General features: G+C 64.0%; 14 protein-coding genes, 1 pseudogene and 1 riboswitch. Of the genes and pseudogenes, 10 read left to right on the forward strand and 5 right to left on the reverse strand.

Going from position 1 to position 15,841, the window contains the following annotated elements; genetic code table 11:
- Both QZS13_RS08665 and QZS13_RS08670 read right to left on the reverse strand, forming a co-directional pair.
- Positions 1-1,723 (reverse strand): DNA polymerase (locus QZS13_RS08665; protein WP_295587972.1); only part of this gene is annotated, 1,723 nt, incomplete at its 3' end.
- A 73-nt stretch (positions 1,724-1,796) separates the two neighbouring features.
- Entirely contained in the window at positions 1,797-2,330 is a 534-nt protein-coding gene (locus QZS13_RS08670) for a phosphatase PAP2 family protein (RefSeq protein WP_295587974.1), read from the reverse strand.
- A 171-nt stretch (positions 2,331-2,501) separates the two neighbouring features.
- A riboswitch (Lysine riboswitch) is annotated at positions 2,502-2,675 on the forward strand.
- 148 nt (positions 2,676-2,823) lie between these two features.
- Here QZS13_RS08670 and QZS13_RS08675 point away from each other — a divergent pair.
- The 3 genes from QZS13_RS08675 to QZS13_RS08685 all read left to right on the forward strand — a co-directional run bounded on the left by QZS13_RS08675 (position 2,824) and on the right by QZS13_RS08685 (position 5,484).
- Positions 2,824-3,777 carry a transporter substrate-binding domain-containing protein gene (locus QZS13_RS08675; protein ID WP_295587976.1) on the forward strand — a complete coding sequence of 318 codons (954 nt, stop codon included), beginning with the start codon at positions 2,824-2,826 and terminating at the stop codon, positions 3,775-3,777.
- A gap of 74 nt (positions 3,778-3,851) precedes the next feature.
- The gene (locus tag QZS13_RS08680) at positions 3,852-4,742 is read left to right on the forward strand and encodes an amino acid ABC transporter permease (protein WP_295587978.1); all 891 of its coding nucleotides are present in this window, start codon (positions 3,852-3,854) and stop codon (positions 4,740-4,742) included.
- A gap of 1 nt (position 4,743) precedes the next feature.
- Positions 4,744-5,484 (forward strand): amino acid ABC transporter ATP-binding protein, encoded by a 741-nt coding sequence (locus QZS13_RS08685; RefSeq protein WP_295587980.1) that lies wholly within the window; start codon positions 4,744-4,746, stop codon positions 5,482-5,484.
- A gap of 281 nt (positions 5,485-5,765) precedes the next feature.
- Here QZS13_RS08685 and QZS13_RS08690 read toward each other — a convergent pair whose 3' ends face one another.
- Positions 5,766-6,581, reverse strand: coding sequence for a C39 family peptidase (locus tag QZS13_RS08690; RefSeq protein ID WP_295587982.1), 816 nt, complete (start codon positions 6,579-6,581; stop codon positions 5,766-5,768).
- A gap of 291 nt (positions 6,582-6,872) precedes the next feature.
- Here QZS13_RS08690 and QZS13_RS08695 point away from each other — a divergent pair, with 291 nt between their 5' ends.
- From QZS13_RS08695 to QZS13_RS08705, 3 genes are all read left to right on the forward strand, one after another.
- On the forward strand, positions 6,873-7,568 hold the full coding sequence (locus tag QZS13_RS08695; RefSeq protein ID WP_295587984.1) for an anaerobic ribonucleoside-triphosphate reductase activating protein: 696 nt from the start codon (positions 6,873-6,875) through the stop codon (positions 7,566-7,568).
- A 174-nt stretch (positions 7,569-7,742) separates the two neighbouring features.
- Positions 7,743-10,130 (forward strand): ribonucleoside triphosphate reductase, encoded by a 2,388-nt coding sequence (locus tag QZS13_RS08700; protein WP_295587986.1) that lies wholly within the window; start codon positions 7,743-7,745, stop codon positions 10,128-10,130.
- A gap of 59 nt (positions 10,131-10,189) precedes the next feature.
- Positions 10,190-11,104 (forward strand): NAD(P)/FAD-dependent oxidoreductase, encoded by a 915-nt coding sequence (locus tag QZS13_RS08705; RefSeq protein ID WP_295587988.1) that lies wholly within the window; start codon positions 10,190-10,192, stop codon positions 11,102-11,104.
- Positions 11,105-11,156: 52 nt separating this feature from the next.
- Here the strand turns inward: QZS13_RS08705 and QZS13_RS08710 are convergent, their stop codons facing one another.
- Together QZS13_RS08710 and QZS13_RS08715 are read right to left on the reverse strand one after the other, a co-directional pair.
- The gene (locus tag QZS13_RS08710; RefSeq protein WP_295587990.1) at positions 11,157-11,669 is read right to left on the reverse strand and encodes a shikimate kinase; all 513 of its coding nucleotides are present in this window, start codon (positions 11,667-11,669) and stop codon (positions 11,157-11,159) included.
- A 4-nt stretch (positions 11,670-11,673) separates the two neighbouring features.
- Entirely contained in the window at positions 11,674-12,660 is a 987-nt protein-coding gene (locus QZS13_RS08715) for a 2-hydroxyacid dehydrogenase (RefSeq protein ID WP_295587992.1), read from the reverse strand.
- Between the two features lie 187 nt (positions 12,661-12,847).
- Here QZS13_RS08715 and QZS13_RS08720 point away from each other — a divergent pair, with 187 nt between their 5' ends.
- The 4 genes and pseudogenes from QZS13_RS08720 to QZS13_RS08735 all read left to right on the forward strand — a co-directional run.
- Positions 12,848-13,618, forward strand: a complete 771-nt coding sequence (locus QZS13_RS08720; protein WP_295587994.1) for a GntR family transcriptional regulator — start codon at positions 12,848-12,850, stop codon at positions 13,616-13,618.
- A gap of 25 nt (positions 13,619-13,643) precedes the next feature.
- Positions 13,644-14,135: a 5-(carboxyamino)imidazole ribonucleotide mutase gene (gene purE, locus QZS13_RS08725; RefSeq protein ID WP_295587996.1), complete on the forward strand. Its 492-nt coding sequence runs from the start codon at positions 13,644-13,646 to the stop codon at positions 14,133-14,135.
- Between the two features lie 73 nt (positions 14,136-14,208).
- The gene (gene purC, locus QZS13_RS08730) at positions 14,209-14,922 is read left to right on the forward strand and encodes a phosphoribosylaminoimidazolesuccinocarboxamide synthase (RefSeq protein ID WP_295587998.1); all 714 of its coding nucleotides are present in this window, start codon (positions 14,209-14,211) and stop codon (positions 14,920-14,922) included.
- Positions 14,923-15,841, forward strand: a pseudogene (locus tag QZS13_RS08735) (amidophosphoribosyltransferase); the annotation flags it as partial. It abuts the gene before it with no gap.

The following is a 15,841-nucleotide window of genomic DNA, read 5'->3' on the forward strand; positions in this document are numbered from 1 at the left end:
CGTAGCGGAGCTTTTCCAGCACGTCGGCGTTGGTGGACCAGCCGGTCTTGGTCTTTTTCCCGTGGGGCAGGCCCAGCTTGTCAAAGAGGATGTGGCCCAGCTGCTTGGGGGAGTTGATGTTGAACTCCTCCCCCGCCATGTCGTAGATGGTCTTCTCCAGCCCGGCGGCCCGGGCGGCCAGGGACTCCCCGAAGGCCGACAGCGCCGCCGCGTCCACCCGGCAGCCGGCCATCTCCATGTCCGCCAGCACGGCGCAAAGGGGCAGCTCCGCCGTCTCGAAGAGGTCCCACAGATTCTTCTCCCGGAGCTTGGGGGCAAGGGTTTCGTACAGGGCATCCACCGCCGCCGTATAACGGTCCAGGCTGGCCTGGGCCGCCGCCCCGTCCCCCAGCAGGGAAAAGGCGTCCTTTTCCAGGTACACGGGCTTGGGCAGCTCCTCATTATAATAGGTGACAAAGAGGCGCCCTAAGTCGTAGCTGCCCGCCGTGGCGTCCAGCAGATAGGCCGCCAGGGCCGTGTCAAACACGAAGCCCCCGGTGGGCAGGCCGTTTTCCAGGAGCGTGTGCATCAGGTCCTTGACATTGTGGGACACCTTTTTAATATTGGCGGAGAACAGGGCCCGCAGCAGACCGTTCCAGTCTCCCCGGTATTGGTCGAACAGCAGCTCCGCCGTGAGGCCCGTATCCTCCCCGGTTTTGCAGACCACCGCCGCGGCGGTCAGGTCCGGTACCGTCAGCACCGACACGTGGTCCGCCTGCCGCCACAGCGCCAGCAGCTCCTCCGCCCGGGCGGGCGTGGTCACCGGCTCCGCCGTGACGGTGCACCCGTGGGCGGGGGATTCCCCCCCGGCCGGGGCCGCCGTCAGGCCGAAGCGGTCGATGAGCTTGGTGAACTCCAGCTTCAAAAAGAGGGGGTAGGCCGCCTCCCCGGGCTGGCGCACCAGGTTGTCCTCCGGGGCAAAGTCCAGAGGGGCGTCCGTTGCGATGGTGGCCAGCCAGTAGGAGTGGCGGGCGCTCTCCTCCCCTGCCGCCAGTTTCTTGATGGCCGCGGGCTTTGCCTCGATGTCCGGCATTTTGGCGTAGAGGGTATCGATGCTGCCGTAGGTCTGCACCAGGGCCATGGCCGTCTTTTCCCCGATGCCCGGCACGCCGGGGATGTTGTCCGACGCGTCCCCCATGAGGGCCTTCAGGTCGATCATGTGGATGGGGTCGAAGCCGTACTGGTCCCGGAAGGCTTCCTGGGTCATGTCCTTCGTGGTGGTCTGGCCCATGCGGGTGGACACCAGCTTCACCTTCGTCTTGTCCGTGATGAGCTGGAGGGAGTCCTTGTCTCCCGTCACCACCACGCACTCCCAGTCCGACGCTTCGCACTTGCGGGAGATGGTGCCGATCAAATCGTCGGCCTCCCAGCCCTCCAGCTCGTAGCGGGGGATATTGAGGGCGGCGAGCACCTCCTTGAGCACCGGCATCTGCTGCCGCAGCTCCTCCGGCATGGGCTTGCGGGTGGCCTTGTAATCCGCGTCCGCCGTGTGGCGGAACGTGGGGGCGTGGACGTCAAAGGTGACGCACACCGCGTCCGGCGACTCCTCCTCCCGCAGCCGCAGCAGCGTGGTCAAAAAGCCGAAGATGGCGTGGGTGTACAGCCCGTCCCGGGTGGTCAGGGGCCGAATGCCGTAGTAGGCCCGGTTGACGATGCTGTTTCCGTCGATGACCATGAGTTTCATGGGGGTTCCTCCGTCGTAAATCAAATTGCATAACTTAATATAGTATACCTGAATCCGGGCCGCCGCGCAAGCGTCACCCCCGCCGGTCCAGGCGCCATCCGATGCGCCGGGCCATCCACGCGCCCATATAGCCCGCCGCCGCGCCCACGATCACGCCGCCCAGCACGTCGCTGGGCCAGTGAACGTACAGGTACAGCCGGGAAAAGGCCATGACCACCGCCACCGCCAGTGCCGGCTTCCAAAGGGGCGAGCCGCTGGCCTTCAGGGCCAGCACCGCCGCAAAGGACGCCGCCGTGTGGCCCGAGGGGAACGAGGCGTCCCCAGGCGGCGGGATCAGCAGCGCCACCGGATGGACGGTGAAGGGCCGCGCCCGGTTCACCAGGGGCTTCAGGATCAAATTGCACAAGACCAGATCCGTCACCAGGGCGCACCCCACCGCCAGCCCCTGCCGGCGGCAGCGCTTCACCGCCAGCAGCACCGCCGCAAGCACAATCCAGATCTCGCCGTGGTTGCACGTCCAGCTCAATGCGGGCATCAGCGCATCCAGCACCCCGCAGCGCAGGTTCGATTGAATCCAGTCCAGGATTCCAAGCTCCAGTTGTTGCATGTCTTTCTCCTTTTTTCGGTTGCCCCCGCAGGGGCGTATGCCATACTATACCATAGAATTGTCCCCCATTGCACGGGATTTTTTCGACACTTTCCACAAAGTTTTCAAAAATCCCCCCGTCCGCGGTTGACAGCACTTTCCAGCCGTGATATGATGCCGTCAAAATCGAATCGCTTAGATAGAGGCGCGGGATTCATCAGTACCCTCCGGCAAGGCCAGGCAGCCGCCGGCGGAGAAAGGGGACACCGCCGAAGTACCGGGGCGCTGCCTGGCTGCCCGGCGCTGGGTCGGCAGAGAACATCTGCCGGACTGTCACAGAGTTTTTTGTGAAGCGCTATCATTGGCTGAGATCGGATCTCTCCCCGGCCGGGGAGCCTCTTCCGCATACTCCATGAACCGCTTGACAAAGCGGTTCATTTTTTTCTCCCTCCGGCGCGGCGGACGGCGGGAGAAGCCGAAGCCGCCGCGGATTACGTTTGGAAAGGTGAATGACATGAGAAGATTTGCTGCATTGCTGATGGCCCTGGCCATGACCGCCTCCCTGGCCGCCTGTGGTTCCCAGGAGGAGACGACCCCCGAAGAGGAGACCCCCGCCGCCCAGGAATCCCAGGAGACCGCCGTGGAGATCCCCCCCGTGGAGGACCTGACCGGCGTGGACACCTCCGCCATCCCCGGCGTGGAGGACGGCGTCCTCACCGTGGGCATGGAGTGTGCCTACGCCCCCTACAACTGGACCCAGATGGACGACTCCAACGGCGCCGTGCCCATCTCCAACGTCCCCGGCGCCTACGCCAACGGCTATGACGTGATGATCGCCAAGCGCATCTGCGAGGCCTACGGCTGGGAGCTGGAGATCGTCTCCAGCGCGTGGGACTCCCTGACCCCCGCCGTCCAGGCCGGTACCATGGACGCCAACATCGCCGGCCAGTCCATGACCGCCGACCGCATGGCCGAGGTGGACATGGCAGGCCCCTACTACTATGCCACCATCGTGTGCGTGACCACCAAGGACAGCGAGTTTGCTGACGCCACCTCCATCGCGGACCTGGCCGGCGGCTCCTGCACCGCCCAGACCGGCACCATCTGGTATGACTCCTGCCTGCCCCAGATCGAGGGCGCCGACATCCAGGCCCCCGCTGAGACTGCCCCCTCCATGATTATGGCCCTGCAGACCGGCACCGTGGACTTCATCTGCACCGACCTGCCCACCGCCATGGGCGCCGTGGCCAAGGACGACAACCTGGTCATCCTGAACTTCTCCGGCACCGACGGCGACTTCCAGTTCGCCTCCGAGGCCGAGCGGGCCGAGAACGTCAACATCGGCATCGCCGTCCAGAAGGGCAACACGCAGCTCAAGGACGCCATCAACACCGTCCTCTCCGCCCTCAACGAAGATCAGTTCAACGCCCTCATGGACCAGGCCATCGCCGTCCAGCCCGAGGTGTAATCATCAAAACGACCCCGTCATCCGGCTCTGCGCGCAGGGCCGGATGACGGCTGTATTGGAAAGGAGCGTGTCCCATGGATAAGCTTGTGAAACTGGGACAAGACATGACGCTGCTGTGGGCCAACTACGGCAGCGCCTACTGGGCCGGTATCCAGAACACCATCATCCTGGCGGTGGTGGCCACCGTCATCGGCTGCATCATCGGCCTGGTGTGCGGCATCCTCAACACCATCCCCATCAGCCCCCGGGACAACGCCGTCAAGCGGTTTTTCCTGCGGCTCATCCGGGTGATCGTGCGCATTTACGTGGAGGTGTTCCGGGGCACGCCCATGGTACTTCAGGCCGTGTTCATCTACTACGGTCTGCCCTACTTCACCGACGGGCAGGTGGCCTTCTCCGGCAACAGCGGCATCTGGCTGGCCTCCATCATCGTGGTGTCCATCAACACCGGCGCCTACATGGCCGAGTCCGTCCGGGGCGGTATCATCTCCATCGACCCGGGCCAGACCGAGGGCGCCATGGCCATCGGCATGACCCACGTGCAGACCATGACCAGCGTCATTTTGCCCCAGGCCATCCGCAATATCATCCCCCAGATCGGCAACAACTTCATCATCAACATCAAGGACTCCTCCGTCATGTTCATCATCTCCTTTACGGAGTTCTTCGCCTGGCACCGCTACATCGTGGGCGTCAACAACATGTACTTCCCCTCCGCCGCCATCGAGATGATCGGGTATCTGACCATGACCCTCATCGCCTCGTTCCTGCTGCGGCTGCTGGAGAAGGTCATGGACGGCTCCGACAGCTACGAGCTGGTCCAGGCCGACCAGCTGACCATGGCCGCCGGCACCTACAGCCATCCCGACCGGGGCACCCCCTTCGATGAGCACAGCAAGGAGTACCAGGCGGACACGAAGCCGTCCCTGAAAAAACGCAGCGACAGCACGAGAGGAGACCGGTAACATGGGTGAAATGATTTTAGAGGTCCGGCACCTGTCCAAGACCTTCGGCAAAAACCCCGTCCTGCGGGACATCGACTTCACCGTGGACCGGGGCGACGTCATCTCCATCATCGGCGCCTCCGGCTCCGGCAAGTCCACGCTGCTGCGGTGCATCAACCTGCTGGAGACCCCCACCTCCGGTGAGATCCTCTACCACGGGGAAAACGTGGCCTCCGGCCGCGTCAACGCCGCCCAGTACCGCTCCCACGTGGGCATGGTGTTCCAGTCGTTCAACCTGTTCAACAACATGACCGTGCTGGAAAACTGCATCGTGGGCCAGGTGAAGGTCCTCAAACGCAGCCGGGAGGCCGCCCGCAAAACCGCCCTGGAGTACCTGGAGAAGGTGGGCATGGCCCCCTACGTCAACGCAAAGCCCCGGCAGATCTCCGGCGGCCAGAAGCAGCGGGTGGCCATCGCCCGGGCCCTGGCCATGAACCCGGAGGTGCTGCTGTTCGACGAGCCCACCTCCGCCCTGGACCCGGAGATGGTGGGCGAGGTGCTCGCGGTCATGCAGGCCCTGGCCCAGGAGGGCATGACCATGCTGGTGGTCACCCACGAGATGGCCTTCGCCCGGGACGTGAGCACCCGGGTGGTGTACATGAACCAGGGCGTCATCTGCGAGCAGGGCGCCCCGGCGGACGTGTTCGGCAACCCCCAGCGCCAGGAGACGAAGGACTTCCTCTCCCGGTTCCGGCAGAACTAAAACAAGTGCCCGAAAAGCGGAATCCCGCTTTTGCGGGCAGGATGCAGCCCGCCGCGCGCAGGATTTGCCTGCGGATAAATCCCACACTTGCGGGCTGAGCAGTGTTTTCCCTGACGCGCATGTCGCCAGGGAAAACGGATGAAACAGGCTTCGCGCCCGCGGGCGCGAACGCTGTGAGGCACCTGAATAAGCGAAAAGCCCCACCCGAAATCGGGTGGGGCTTTTTTTGCGCTTGCAAGCGGAAAAGAGGGCGGCACGGGGCCGCGCCGTCTTTGCTTCCCTTACACCTCGGAGGGGCTGGCGACAATGAACAGGTAGTCGTTGCCGCCCTCTTCTTCGGGGAATGCGTTGTACATGGTGAAGTTATAGAGGAAGCGCTCGGCGCCGTAGACGCCGTAGCCGTCCTGGTTGTGGTCGGTGGTGTCGTAGGGGTCCGCCACCAGGATCACGTCGTCCTGGGTGGTCTCGGTGCCCATGGTGTCGTAGCCCACGATCACCTGCCAGTGGCCGCCCCAGTCGTTCCAGGCCACCATGATGGGCTTGCCCTCTGCCAGCCAGCCCTGGATGTCGTCCACCCAGATGCCGTCGGGGTAGTCATAGGTGGTAACCATATCGAAACCGCCTACGCCGTTGAAAATGTCCATGGCCTGGTTCAGCGTCGTGCCGGGATAGCCCTCCAGCTCCGTGCCGTCCAGGCTGTGGCGCAGAGCCGCCAGGGACTCCTCGTTCCAGTCGCCCAGCTTGCCGTACCACTCCAGCACCATCAGGGCGGAGGTGACGCCGCAGGACCACTCGCTGGTCTGCTGCTGGGTCTTGAAGTTGTGGAGCACCGTCAGGGTATCCGTGGATTCCATGTTGTAGACGTCGGGATGGGCGAAGTAGGGGGAGTTCTCATGATCTCCCTGCCGCTCCACCGAGTCCGCGCCGTCCTCCGGGGACAGATCCACCGCGTAGGGGATTTTCATCTCATCGCTGAAATTCTCAGCTGCCTTGGGTTCCTCGGCATTGTCAGCCGGCGTGTCATTGGTGGCGCCGCAGCCGGAAAGCATTCCCAGCAGCATCGCAAGGGTCAGCGCCAGAGTGACTGTTTTTTTCATTTTCGATCTCCTTTTCGGGGGTAGTTTCCCCGGTCCGATTTCACACGGTTTTTCCCGTGCGCTGAGTGAAATTATACGGAACTCCGACCCCCTCCGCAATGCACGGTTCCATAGAATTTCCGTCCCCAAAGAAAGCAGAATTTTCCACTTTCTCCAAATTTTCCCCTCCCACTTTTGCCCCCCGGTTTCCTCCCCGGCGCCGGGATTTTTTTCTTTTTCCCCGTCCCCTCTTGTTCTTGTGGTCGCGGAGGTGTACACTGTCTATATCTTGTGGATTTTGGAGGGACTCCCATGGAATTTTCCGGACTGCAGAAGCTGGCGATGGTGGACTACCCGGGCAAGCTGGCCGCCACCGTGTTCACCGGCGGGTGCAACCTGCGCTGCCCCTTCTGCCACAACGCGGTGCTGGTGCTCCACCCGGACCAGGCCGAGCACTGGAGTGAGAGGGACGTGCTGGACTTTCTCTCCCGCCGCCGGGGGCTTTTGGACGGGGTGGTGCTCTCCGGCGGCGAGCCGTTGCTCCGCGACGGCGCCGGAGACTTTCTGCGCCGGGTCCGGGAGATGGGCTTTGCGGTGAAGCTGGACACCAACGGCTGCTTCCCCCACCGGCTGGAGGCGCTGCTCCGGGACGGTCTTTTGGACTACGTGGCCATGGACATCAAAAATAGCCCCGAGAAGTACCCCCAGACCGTGGGGGTCCCGGACTTCGACCTGGGCCCCGTCCGGGAGAGCATCGCCCTGCTGCGCACGGCCGGGGTGGACTACGAGTTCCGCACCACCGTGGTGCGTGAGCTCCACACCGCCGACGACATCCTGGCCATCGGCCGCTGGCTCGAAGGCGCCCCCCGGTACTTTTTGCAGAACTTCGTGGACTCCGGGGGCCTGATCTCCCAGGGCTTTTCCGGCTTCACCGCCGAAGAGCTCCGCGGCTTCCTTGCCCTGGCCCAGCCCTTCTTCGGAGCCGTGGCGCTGCGGGGCGTGGAGTGAGGACGAAAACGTGCACCGGCAAAACGCCGAAAATACACACAAGATATAGTGGGTAAATCCAATTGACTTCCATAGGTATTGTGGTACAATAAAATTTGGAATCTTTGGGCGGCGCCGGGGGCACGCCCTGCCGGAACCTCCGATATTTATACTTTAGAGAAAGCGGGTCGAACCATGTACCAAGTTGTCAAACGGGACGGGAAGATCACGGACTTCAACCTGTCCAAAATCAGCACCGCCATCACCAAGGCCTTCGAGGCCACCAACAAAGCCTACAACGCCGATATCATCGACCTGCTGGCCCTGAAGGTCACCGCCGATTACCAGGACAAAATCCGCGACGGCAAAATCTCCGTGGAGGACATTCAGGACAGCGTGGAGAGCATCCTCTCCAAGGCCGGCTACGCCGACGTGGCCAAGGCGTACATCCTCTACCGCAAGCAGCGGGAGAAGGTGCGCAACCTCAAGTCCACCGTGCTGGACTACAAGGACCTGGTGGACAACTATCTGCAGATCAACGACTGGCGGGTCAAGGAGAACTCCACCGTCACCTACTCCGTGGGCGGTCTGATCCTCTCCAACTCCGGCGCCATCACCGCCAACTACTGGCTCAGCGAGATCTACGACGAGGAGATCGCCAAGGCCCACAAGGACGGCGACATGCACCTGCACGACCTCTCCATGCTCACCGGCTACTGCGCCGGCTGGAGCCTCAAGCAGCTGATCCAGCAGGGCCTGGGCATCCCCGGCAAGATCACCTCCACCCCCGCAAGCCACCTGTCCACCCTGTGCAACCAGATGGTCAACTTCCTGGGCATCATGCAAAACGAGTGGGCCGGCGCACAGGCGTTCTCCTCCTTTGATACCTATCTTGCCCCCTTCGTCAAGGCGGACCATCTGACGCAAAAGGAAGTCAAGCAGTGCATCCAGTCCTTCGTCTTCGGCGTGAACACCCCCTCCCGGTGGGGCACCCAGGCGCCCTTTTCCAACATCACGCTGGACTGGACCGTCCCCAAGGACCTGGAGAACCTGCCCGCCATCGTGGGCGGGAAGGAGCAGGACTTCACCTACGGGGACTGCAAAAAGGAAATGGACATGGTGAACAAGGCGTTCATCGAGATCATGACCGAGGGCGACGCCAACGGCCGCGGCTTCCAGTACCCCATCCCCACCTACTCCATCACCAAGGACTTCGACTGGTCCGACACGGAAAATAACCGCCTGCTCTTTGAGATGACCGCCAAGTACGGCACCCCCTACTTCTCCAACTACATCAACTCCGACATGGAGCCCTCCGACGTGCGCTCCATGTGCTGCCGGCTGCGGCTGGACCTGCGGGAGCTGCGCAAGAAGTCCGGCGGCTACTTCGGCTCCGGCGAGTCCACCGGCTCCGTGGGCGTGGTCACCATCAACCTGCCCCGGATCGCCTACCTTGCCAAGACCCCGGAGGAGTTCTATGCCCGGCTGGACAAGATCATGGACATCGCCGCCCGGTCTTTGAAGATCAAGCGCACGGTCATCACCCGGCTCATGGACGCGGGGCTCTATCCCTACACCAAGTACTATCTGGGCACCTTTGAAAACCACTTCTCCACCATCGGCCTCATCGGCATGAACGAGGTGGGCCTCAACGCCCGGTGGCTGCGCAAGGACCTGACCCATCCCGAGACCCAGGCCTTTGCCAGAGACGTGCTCAACCATATGCGGGAGCGTCTGAGCGACTATCAGGAGCAGTACGGCGACCTCTACAACCTGGAGGCCACCCCCGCCGAGTCCACCACCTACCGCCTTGCAAAGCACGACGTGGAGAAGTACCCGGACATCATCACCGCCGCCAAAAACCCCGGCGACACCCCCTACTACACCAACTCCTCCCACCTGCCCGTGGGCTACACCGCCGACATCTTCGACGCTCTGGCCGTTCAGGACGACCTCCAGACCCTCTACACCTCCGGCACCGTGTTCCACGCCTTTTTGGGCGAGAAGCTGCCGGACTGGAAGTCCGCCGCCGACCTGGTGCGCAAGATCGCCGAGAACTTCAAGCTGCCCTACTACACCATCTCCCCCACCTACTCCATCTGCCAGGACCACGGCTACATCGCCGGCGAGCACACGGTGTGCCCCAAGTGCGGCAAGCCCTGCGAGGTGTGGAGCCGCATCACCGGCTACTACCGCCCCGTCCAGAACTGGAACGACGGCAAGGTCCAGGAGTTCAAGGACCGCCGGGAGTACGACGTGGGCGCTTCCCACCTGGAGGGCCGCCGCCTGTGCGACCGGGAGAAGACCACTGCCAATCCCGGCACGGCCGCCGCTTCCACCCCGCCGGAGTGCGCCGACGGGCTCTACCTCTTCACCACCAAGACCTGCCCCAACTGCAAGATCGCCAAAAACGAGCTGGACAAGGCGGGCCTTGCCTACGAGGTGTGCGACGTCAGCGAGCACATGGACCTGGTGAACCGCTACGGCATCCAGCAGGCCCCCACCCTCATCGTCCGCCACGACGGTCAGGTGGAGAAGCTGGTCAACGCCTCCGTCATCAAAAAATACGCCGCCAACCGGTAAGCGGCAAAAACAGGAGGGAGCGTCCCTCCTGTTTTCTTTCCCGGGCGAAAGGAGATCGTATGCGCGAGTATTTTGACATCATCATCGTCGGCGGCGGCCCCGCCGGCCTTACCGCCGCCGTCTACGCCCGCCGGGCCGGCAAGTCCGTGCTGGTGCTGGAGGGGGAGGGCTTCGGCGGACAGATCGCCTCCGCCCCCCAGGTGGAGAACTTCCCGGGCTTTGCCACCATCTCCGGGGCGGAGCTGGCCGACCGGCTCTTCTCCCAGGCGGAGGCCCTGGGGGCCCGGCTGGAGCTGGAGGAGGTGACGGAGGTCACCGGCGCCGACGTCAAAACCGTCACCACCGACTACGGCGCCTACGACTGCGGTGCGCTGATTCTGGCCACCGGCATGCGCCACCGGACCCTGGGCCTGCCGGGAGAGGACACCCTCGCCGGCGTGTCCTACTGCGCCGTGTGCGACGGGGCCTTTTATGCCGGCAAAGACGTGGCTGTGTGCGGCGGGGGCAATACCGCCCTCCAGGATGCCCTGTTCCTCTCCGAAGTGTGCCGCCACGTGACGGTAATCCACCGGCGGGACTCCTTCCGGGGGGACCCCATTCTGGCGGAGGCCCTCCGTAAACGGGACAACGTGTCCTTTGCCCTGGACACGGAGGTCGTCTCCCTCACGGGCCGGGACGGCGCGCTGGCATCCCTGGAGCTTCTCCGCCGGGACGGCCGCCGGGAGATACTGGCCGTCTCCGGCCTCTTCGAGGCCGTGGGACAGCAGCCCCGGGATGCCCTGGGCCGTCAGCTGGGCCTTGCGGACGAGGGAGGCTTCCTTGCCGCCGGGGAGGACTGCCGCACCGGTGCGGCGGGCATCTTCGCCGCCGGGGACTGCCGGACCAAGTCCGTGCGCCAGCTGACCACCGCCTGCGCCGACGGCGCCGTGGCCGCTCTGGCCGCCTGCGCCTATCTCTCCGGAAAAACCCAATAAGCAAGCGCCGCCGCGGAAGTTCCGCGGCGGCGCTTTTTGTGCTTTTGTTCCTTTAAAGGTGGATGTCCACGGTCCGCATGAGGCTGAGCACCTGCTGGGCCGTCTCCTCCGCCCCGTCCTGGCTGACGGCGATCACGTCGGCGTACTGGGCGTACAGGGGCTGGCGCTCCTCGTAGATCTGCCGCAGCGTCATGCCCGCCGGGGCGGCGATGCCCCGGTCCGTCAGGTCCTCGGGCATGCGGCTGTCGATCCGGCTCAGAGGCGTCTCCAGCCAGACGATGACGCCGTTTTCCTTCAGGTGCTCCATGGCTTTGGGATAGAGCACCATGGACCCGCCGGTGGCCACCACCGTGCTCTGCCGGTCCAGGGCGGCGCCCACGTCCTCCTCCAGGGCATAAAAGGCCTCCAGCCCGTCCTGGCGCAGGATCTGGGGCAGCGTCTTGCCCGCCCGCTCCACGATCAGGTCGTCCAGGTCCACGAAATCGTAGTCCAGCCGGGACGCCAGCGCCCGGCCCACCGTGCTCTTGCCCGTGCCGGGCATGCCGATCAGTACGAGGTTCTTCATTCCATCAATCCAATCCGTTTACAATATTGTCCGGCCGGTGACCGTCCACCAGCCGCTCCACATTCCGCCACATGTGCAGGTGCGCCCGGCGGAAGGACGCCTCCGTGATGCCGCCCAGGTGGGGGGAGAACACCAGCCGCTCCGACGCCGGGGCAGGCAGATTCACCAGGGGATGGTCCGCCGGCACCGGCTCCGGGGCCACCGTATCCAGTCCCGCGCCGGCAATGCGGCCCTCCGTCAGGGCCCGGGCCAGGGCGTCGTTGTCCACCAGCTCGCCCCGGGCGGTGTTGATGAGCACCGCCGTGGACTGCATCCGGGCCAGGAGAGCGTCGCTTACCAGGTTCCGCGTCTCGTCGGTGACGGGGCAGTGGAGGCTCACCACGTCGCACACCGCCGCCATCTCCTCCAGGGCCATGAACGTCACGCCGTAGCGGGCCTCTTCCTCCCGGGGCAGACGGTGGCGGGCCGTGTAGCACACCTCACAGCCGAAGGCCGCCAGACGGGTGGCCACGGCCCGGGCAATGTCCCCGAAGCCCACCAGGCCCACCCGGCAGTCGGACAGCTCCCGCAGCCCGCCGGCCATGCACTGCTCCTTCATCTCCATCTGACGGCCCTGACGCACCGCCCGGTCCCCCGGCAGCGCCCGCCGCAGCACCATCAGCATCAGCAAAATGGCCTGCTCCGCCACGGCGCCGGCGTTGCAGCCCTTGTTGTTGCACACGTAGATGCCCCGCTCCCGGGCGGCGGCCAGATCGATCTTGTCGTAGGCCACGCCCTCCGAGTGGATCATCTTCAAATTGGGCAGTCCGGCGATCTCCCGGGCCGTCACCGGGGTGATGGCGTCCACAAACAAAATGTCCGCGTCCCGCCCCACGATCTGCTCGGCCGGCGTGTCCTTGTCCAGATAGGTGATCTCCTGCTGGCGGATGATGGGCATGTCCGGCATGTACGTCTCATAGCGGGCCTGCGCCCCCAGTACGAGAATATTCATTTCCATCGCTTCCTTTTCTCTTGCTGAGTTTTTATTATAGCAAAAGACGCACAAATGTCCACGGTTAAATTACACGAAAAAATCCGCCCCGTCCCTTTCGGCTACTCCACGAGGATCGTCTCCCACGGACAGTGCAAGTTGTCGAAATTGCCCATTGCAGGGCCAGCGGAAATTGGATACAATAGGTATGACCTTTCAATGGTACTACCAATTTTCCAAAGAGGTGAAGCCCATGAGCACCCATCCCTCCCAGTCCAAGTCCATCCGCGCCCAGCTGCTGCGGGACATGAAAAGCGGCGAGTACGCCGACTGCGAGCGTCTGCCCCGGGAGAGTGTCCTGGCGGAGAAGCTGGGCATCAGCCGCACCCAGCTGCGGGACATCCTGGCCTCCCTGGAACGGGAGGGCTTCATCACCCGCCGCCACGGCGTGGGCACCATCATCAACCGCCACGTGCTCAACGTCCCCACCCGCATGGACATCGAGGTGGAGTTTCTGGACATGATCCGCCAGAGCGGCTACCAGCCCGCCGTGGCCTATGTCCACGTCAGCGAGGACACCGCTGACGCCGCCGTCTCCCGCCAGTTGCAGATCCCCCAGGGTACCCCGGTGATCCGGGTGGCCCGGCTGTGCACCGCCGACGGACGCCCCGCCATCTACTGCGAGGACGTGCTGGAAAAGGCGCTGGCCAAGGGCTCCTACACCATCAAGGACCTCAAGCTTCCCATCTTCCACTTTCTCCAGCAGTTCTGCGGCATCTACCCCTACATGGACCTGACGGACCTGAAGCCCACCGTCACCGACGAGGCCCTCTCGGAGATCTTCGCCGTCCAGCCGGGCACGCCCCTTCTGCAGATGGACGAGGTGGACTTCGACATCGACGGAAAGCCGGTCTTCTGCTCCCGGGAGTACTTCGCCGACGGGTTCTTCCGCCACACCGTCATGCGCAAAAAACTGTAAATCCACTGTTTTGGGAGGAACATACATGAAAAAAGTTGCTGTCATCATGGGCTCCGATTCCGACTGGCCCGTCGTCAAGGCCGCCTGCACCCAGCTCAAGGAACTGGGCATCCCCTGCGAGGCCCACATCCTCAGCGCCCACCGCACCCCCGCCGCCGCGGCCAACTTCGCCCGCTCCGCCCGGCAGGAGGGCTTCGGCGTCCTCATCTGCGCCGCCGGCATGGCGGCCCACCTGGCCGGCGCCTTTGCCGCCAACTCCACCCTGCCCGTCATCGGCATCCCCATGAAGGGCGGCGCCATGGACGGCCTGGACGCCCTGCTCGCCACCGTGCAGATGCCCAGCGGCATCCCCGTGGCCACCGTGGCCCTGGGCGGCGCCAAGAACGCCGCCGTGCTGGCCGCCCAGATCCTGGCCGTGGACGACGAGGCCCTGGCCGCCAAGCTGGACGCCATGCGGGCGGATATGGCGGCCCGCATCGCCGAAAAGGAGGCCGCCCTCCAGGCCGAGCTCCAGTAACCCCGTTTGCCAAAGTCCCGTTTCGTCAGCTTCCAAAAATTTTACATAAAATTCAAGTGAGGAGAGATTCACCATGGAAAAGCGCGAACAGCTCTATGAAGGAAAGGCCAAGAAGGTTTTCGCCACCGACGACCCCCAGCTGCTCATCGTCTCCTACAAGGACGATGCCACCGCCTTCAACGGTCTGAAGAAGGGCACCATTGCCGGCAAGGGCGCCATCAACAACCGCATGACCAACAACCTCATGCGCCGTCTGGAGGCGCAGGGCATCCCCACCCACTTCGTCCAGGAGCTCAGCGACCGGGAGACCGTGGTCAAGAAGGTGTCCATCGTGCCTCTGGAGGTCATCATCCGCAACATCTCCGCCGGCTCCTTCGCCAAGCGCTACGGCGTGGAAGAGGGCATCGTGTTTGACCAGCCCACCATCGAGTTCTCCTATAAAAACGACGAGCTGGGCGACCCCCTGCTCAACAGCTACCACGCCCTGGCCCTGAAGCTGGCCACCGCCGAGGAGATCGAGCTCATCAAAAAGTACGCCTTTGCCGTCAACGACCTTTTGAAGGGCTTCATGAAGGAGATCGGCATCGACCTGGTGGACTTCAAGCTGGAGTTCGGCAAGACCGCCGACGGGACCATCGTCCTGGCCGACGAGATCAGCCCCGACACCTGCCGTCTGTGGGACGAGAAGACCCACGAGAAGCTGGACAAGGACCGCTTCCGCCGGGATCTGGGCGGCGCCGAGGAGGCCTACGAAGAGGTCATGCGCCGTCTCATGGGGGACAAGTAAATGGGCGGATTTTTCGGAGCGATCTCCAAGCGTGACTGCGTGCTGGATGTGTTTTTCGGCACGGACTACCACTCCCATCTGGGCACCCGCCGGGGCGGCATGGCCATCTACGACGCCGCCGACGGCTTCCAGCGCCAGATCCACAACATTGAAAACGCCCCGTTCCGCACCAAGTTCGAGCGGGACCTGGCGTCCTTCCACGGCACGGCCGGCATCGGCTGCATCTCCGACACCGACCCCCAGCCCCTGCTGGTGCGCTCTCACTTAGGCCTCTACGCCATCACCACCGTGGGCATCATCACCAACGCCGAGTCCCTGGTGGACCAGTACTTCTCCGACCACGGACACCAGTTCATGGCTCAGTCCAGCGGCAAGATCAACGAGACGGAGCTGACGGCGGCCCTCATCAACCAGTGTGACTCCCTGGTGGAGGGCATCCGCCACGCCCAGGACGTGATCGACGGGTCCACCACCATTTTGATCCTCACTCCCGAGGGCATTATCGCCGCCCGGGACAAGCTGGGCCGGCTCCCGGTGCTGGTGGGCAAAAACGACGAGGGATGCTGCGTGTCCTTCGAGTCCTTCGCCTACCAGAAGCTGGGCTACCAGACCTGCTACGAGCTGGGGCCCCGGGAGATCGTCCGGGTCACGGCGGAGGGGTGCGAGTCCCTCTCCCCCGCCGGGGAGAAAATGCGCATCTGCGCCTTCCTCTGGACCTACTACGGCTACCCCAACTCCAACTATGAGGGCGTGAACGTGGAGGTCATGCGCTACCGCAACGGCGAGATCATGGCCCGGGACGAGGTGGCCCAGGGCCGCCTGCCCAAGGTGGACTACGTGGCCGGCGTGCCGGACTCCGGCGTGCCCCACGCCATCGGCTTTGCCAACCGCAGCGGCAAGCCCTTCGCCCGCCCCTTCG

The sequence above is a fragment of the uncultured Oscillibacter sp. genome, assembly GCF_900546705.1.
Classification (GTDB): Bacteria; Bacillota; Clostridia; order Oscillospirales; family Oscillospiraceae; genus Oscillibacter.

Bases quoted from the DNA above. Each gene is read 5' to 3' on its own strand.
- QZS13_RS08670 (WP_295587974.1), bottom strand. From the start codon at position 2,330: ATGCAACAACTGGAGCTTGGAATCCTGGACTGGATTCAATCGAACCTG.
- QZS13_RS08675 (WP_295587976.1), top strand. From the start codon at position 2,824: ATGAGAAGATTTGCTGCATTGCTGATGGCCCTGGCCATGACCGCCTCC.
- QZS13_RS08680 (WP_295587978.1), top strand. From the start codon at position 3,852: ATGGATAAGCTTGTGAAACTGGGACAAGACATGACGCTGCTGTGGGCC.
- QZS13_RS08685 (WP_295587980.1), top strand. From the start codon at position 4,744: ATGGGTGAAATGATTTTAGAGGTCCGGCACCTGTCCAAGACCTTCGGC.
- QZS13_RS08690 (WP_295587982.1), bottom strand. From the start codon at position 6,581: ATGAAAAAAACAGTCACTCTGGCGCTGACCCTTGCGATGCTGCTGGGA.
- QZS13_RS08695 (WP_295587984.1), top strand. From the start codon at position 6,873: ATGGAATTTTCCGGACTGCAGAAGCTGGCGATGGTGGACTACCCGGGC.
- QZS13_RS08700 (WP_295587986.1), top strand. From the start codon at position 7,743: ATGTACCAAGTTGTCAAACGGGACGGGAAGATCACGGACTTCAACCTG.
- QZS13_RS08705 (WP_295587988.1), top strand. From the start codon at position 10,190: ATGCGCGAGTATTTTGACATCATCATCGTCGGCGGCGGCCCCGCCGGC.
- QZS13_RS08710 (WP_295587990.1), bottom strand. From the start codon at position 11,669: ATGAAGAACCTCGTACTGATCGGCATGCCCGGCACGGGCAAGAGCACG.
- QZS13_RS08715 (WP_295587992.1), bottom strand. From the start codon at position 12,660: ATGAATATTCTCGTACTGGGGGCGCAGGCCCGCTATGAGACGTACATG.
- QZS13_RS08720 (WP_295587994.1), top strand. From the start codon at position 12,848: ATGACCTTTCAATGGTACTACCAATTTTCCAAAGAGGTGAAGCCCATG.
- purE (WP_295587996.1), top strand. From the start codon at position 13,644: ATGAAAAAAGTTGCTGTCATCATGGGCTCCGATTCCGACTGGCCCGTC.
- purC (WP_295587998.1), top strand. From the start codon at position 14,209: ATGGAAAAGCGCGAACAGCTCTATGAAGGAAAGGCCAAGAAGGTTTTC.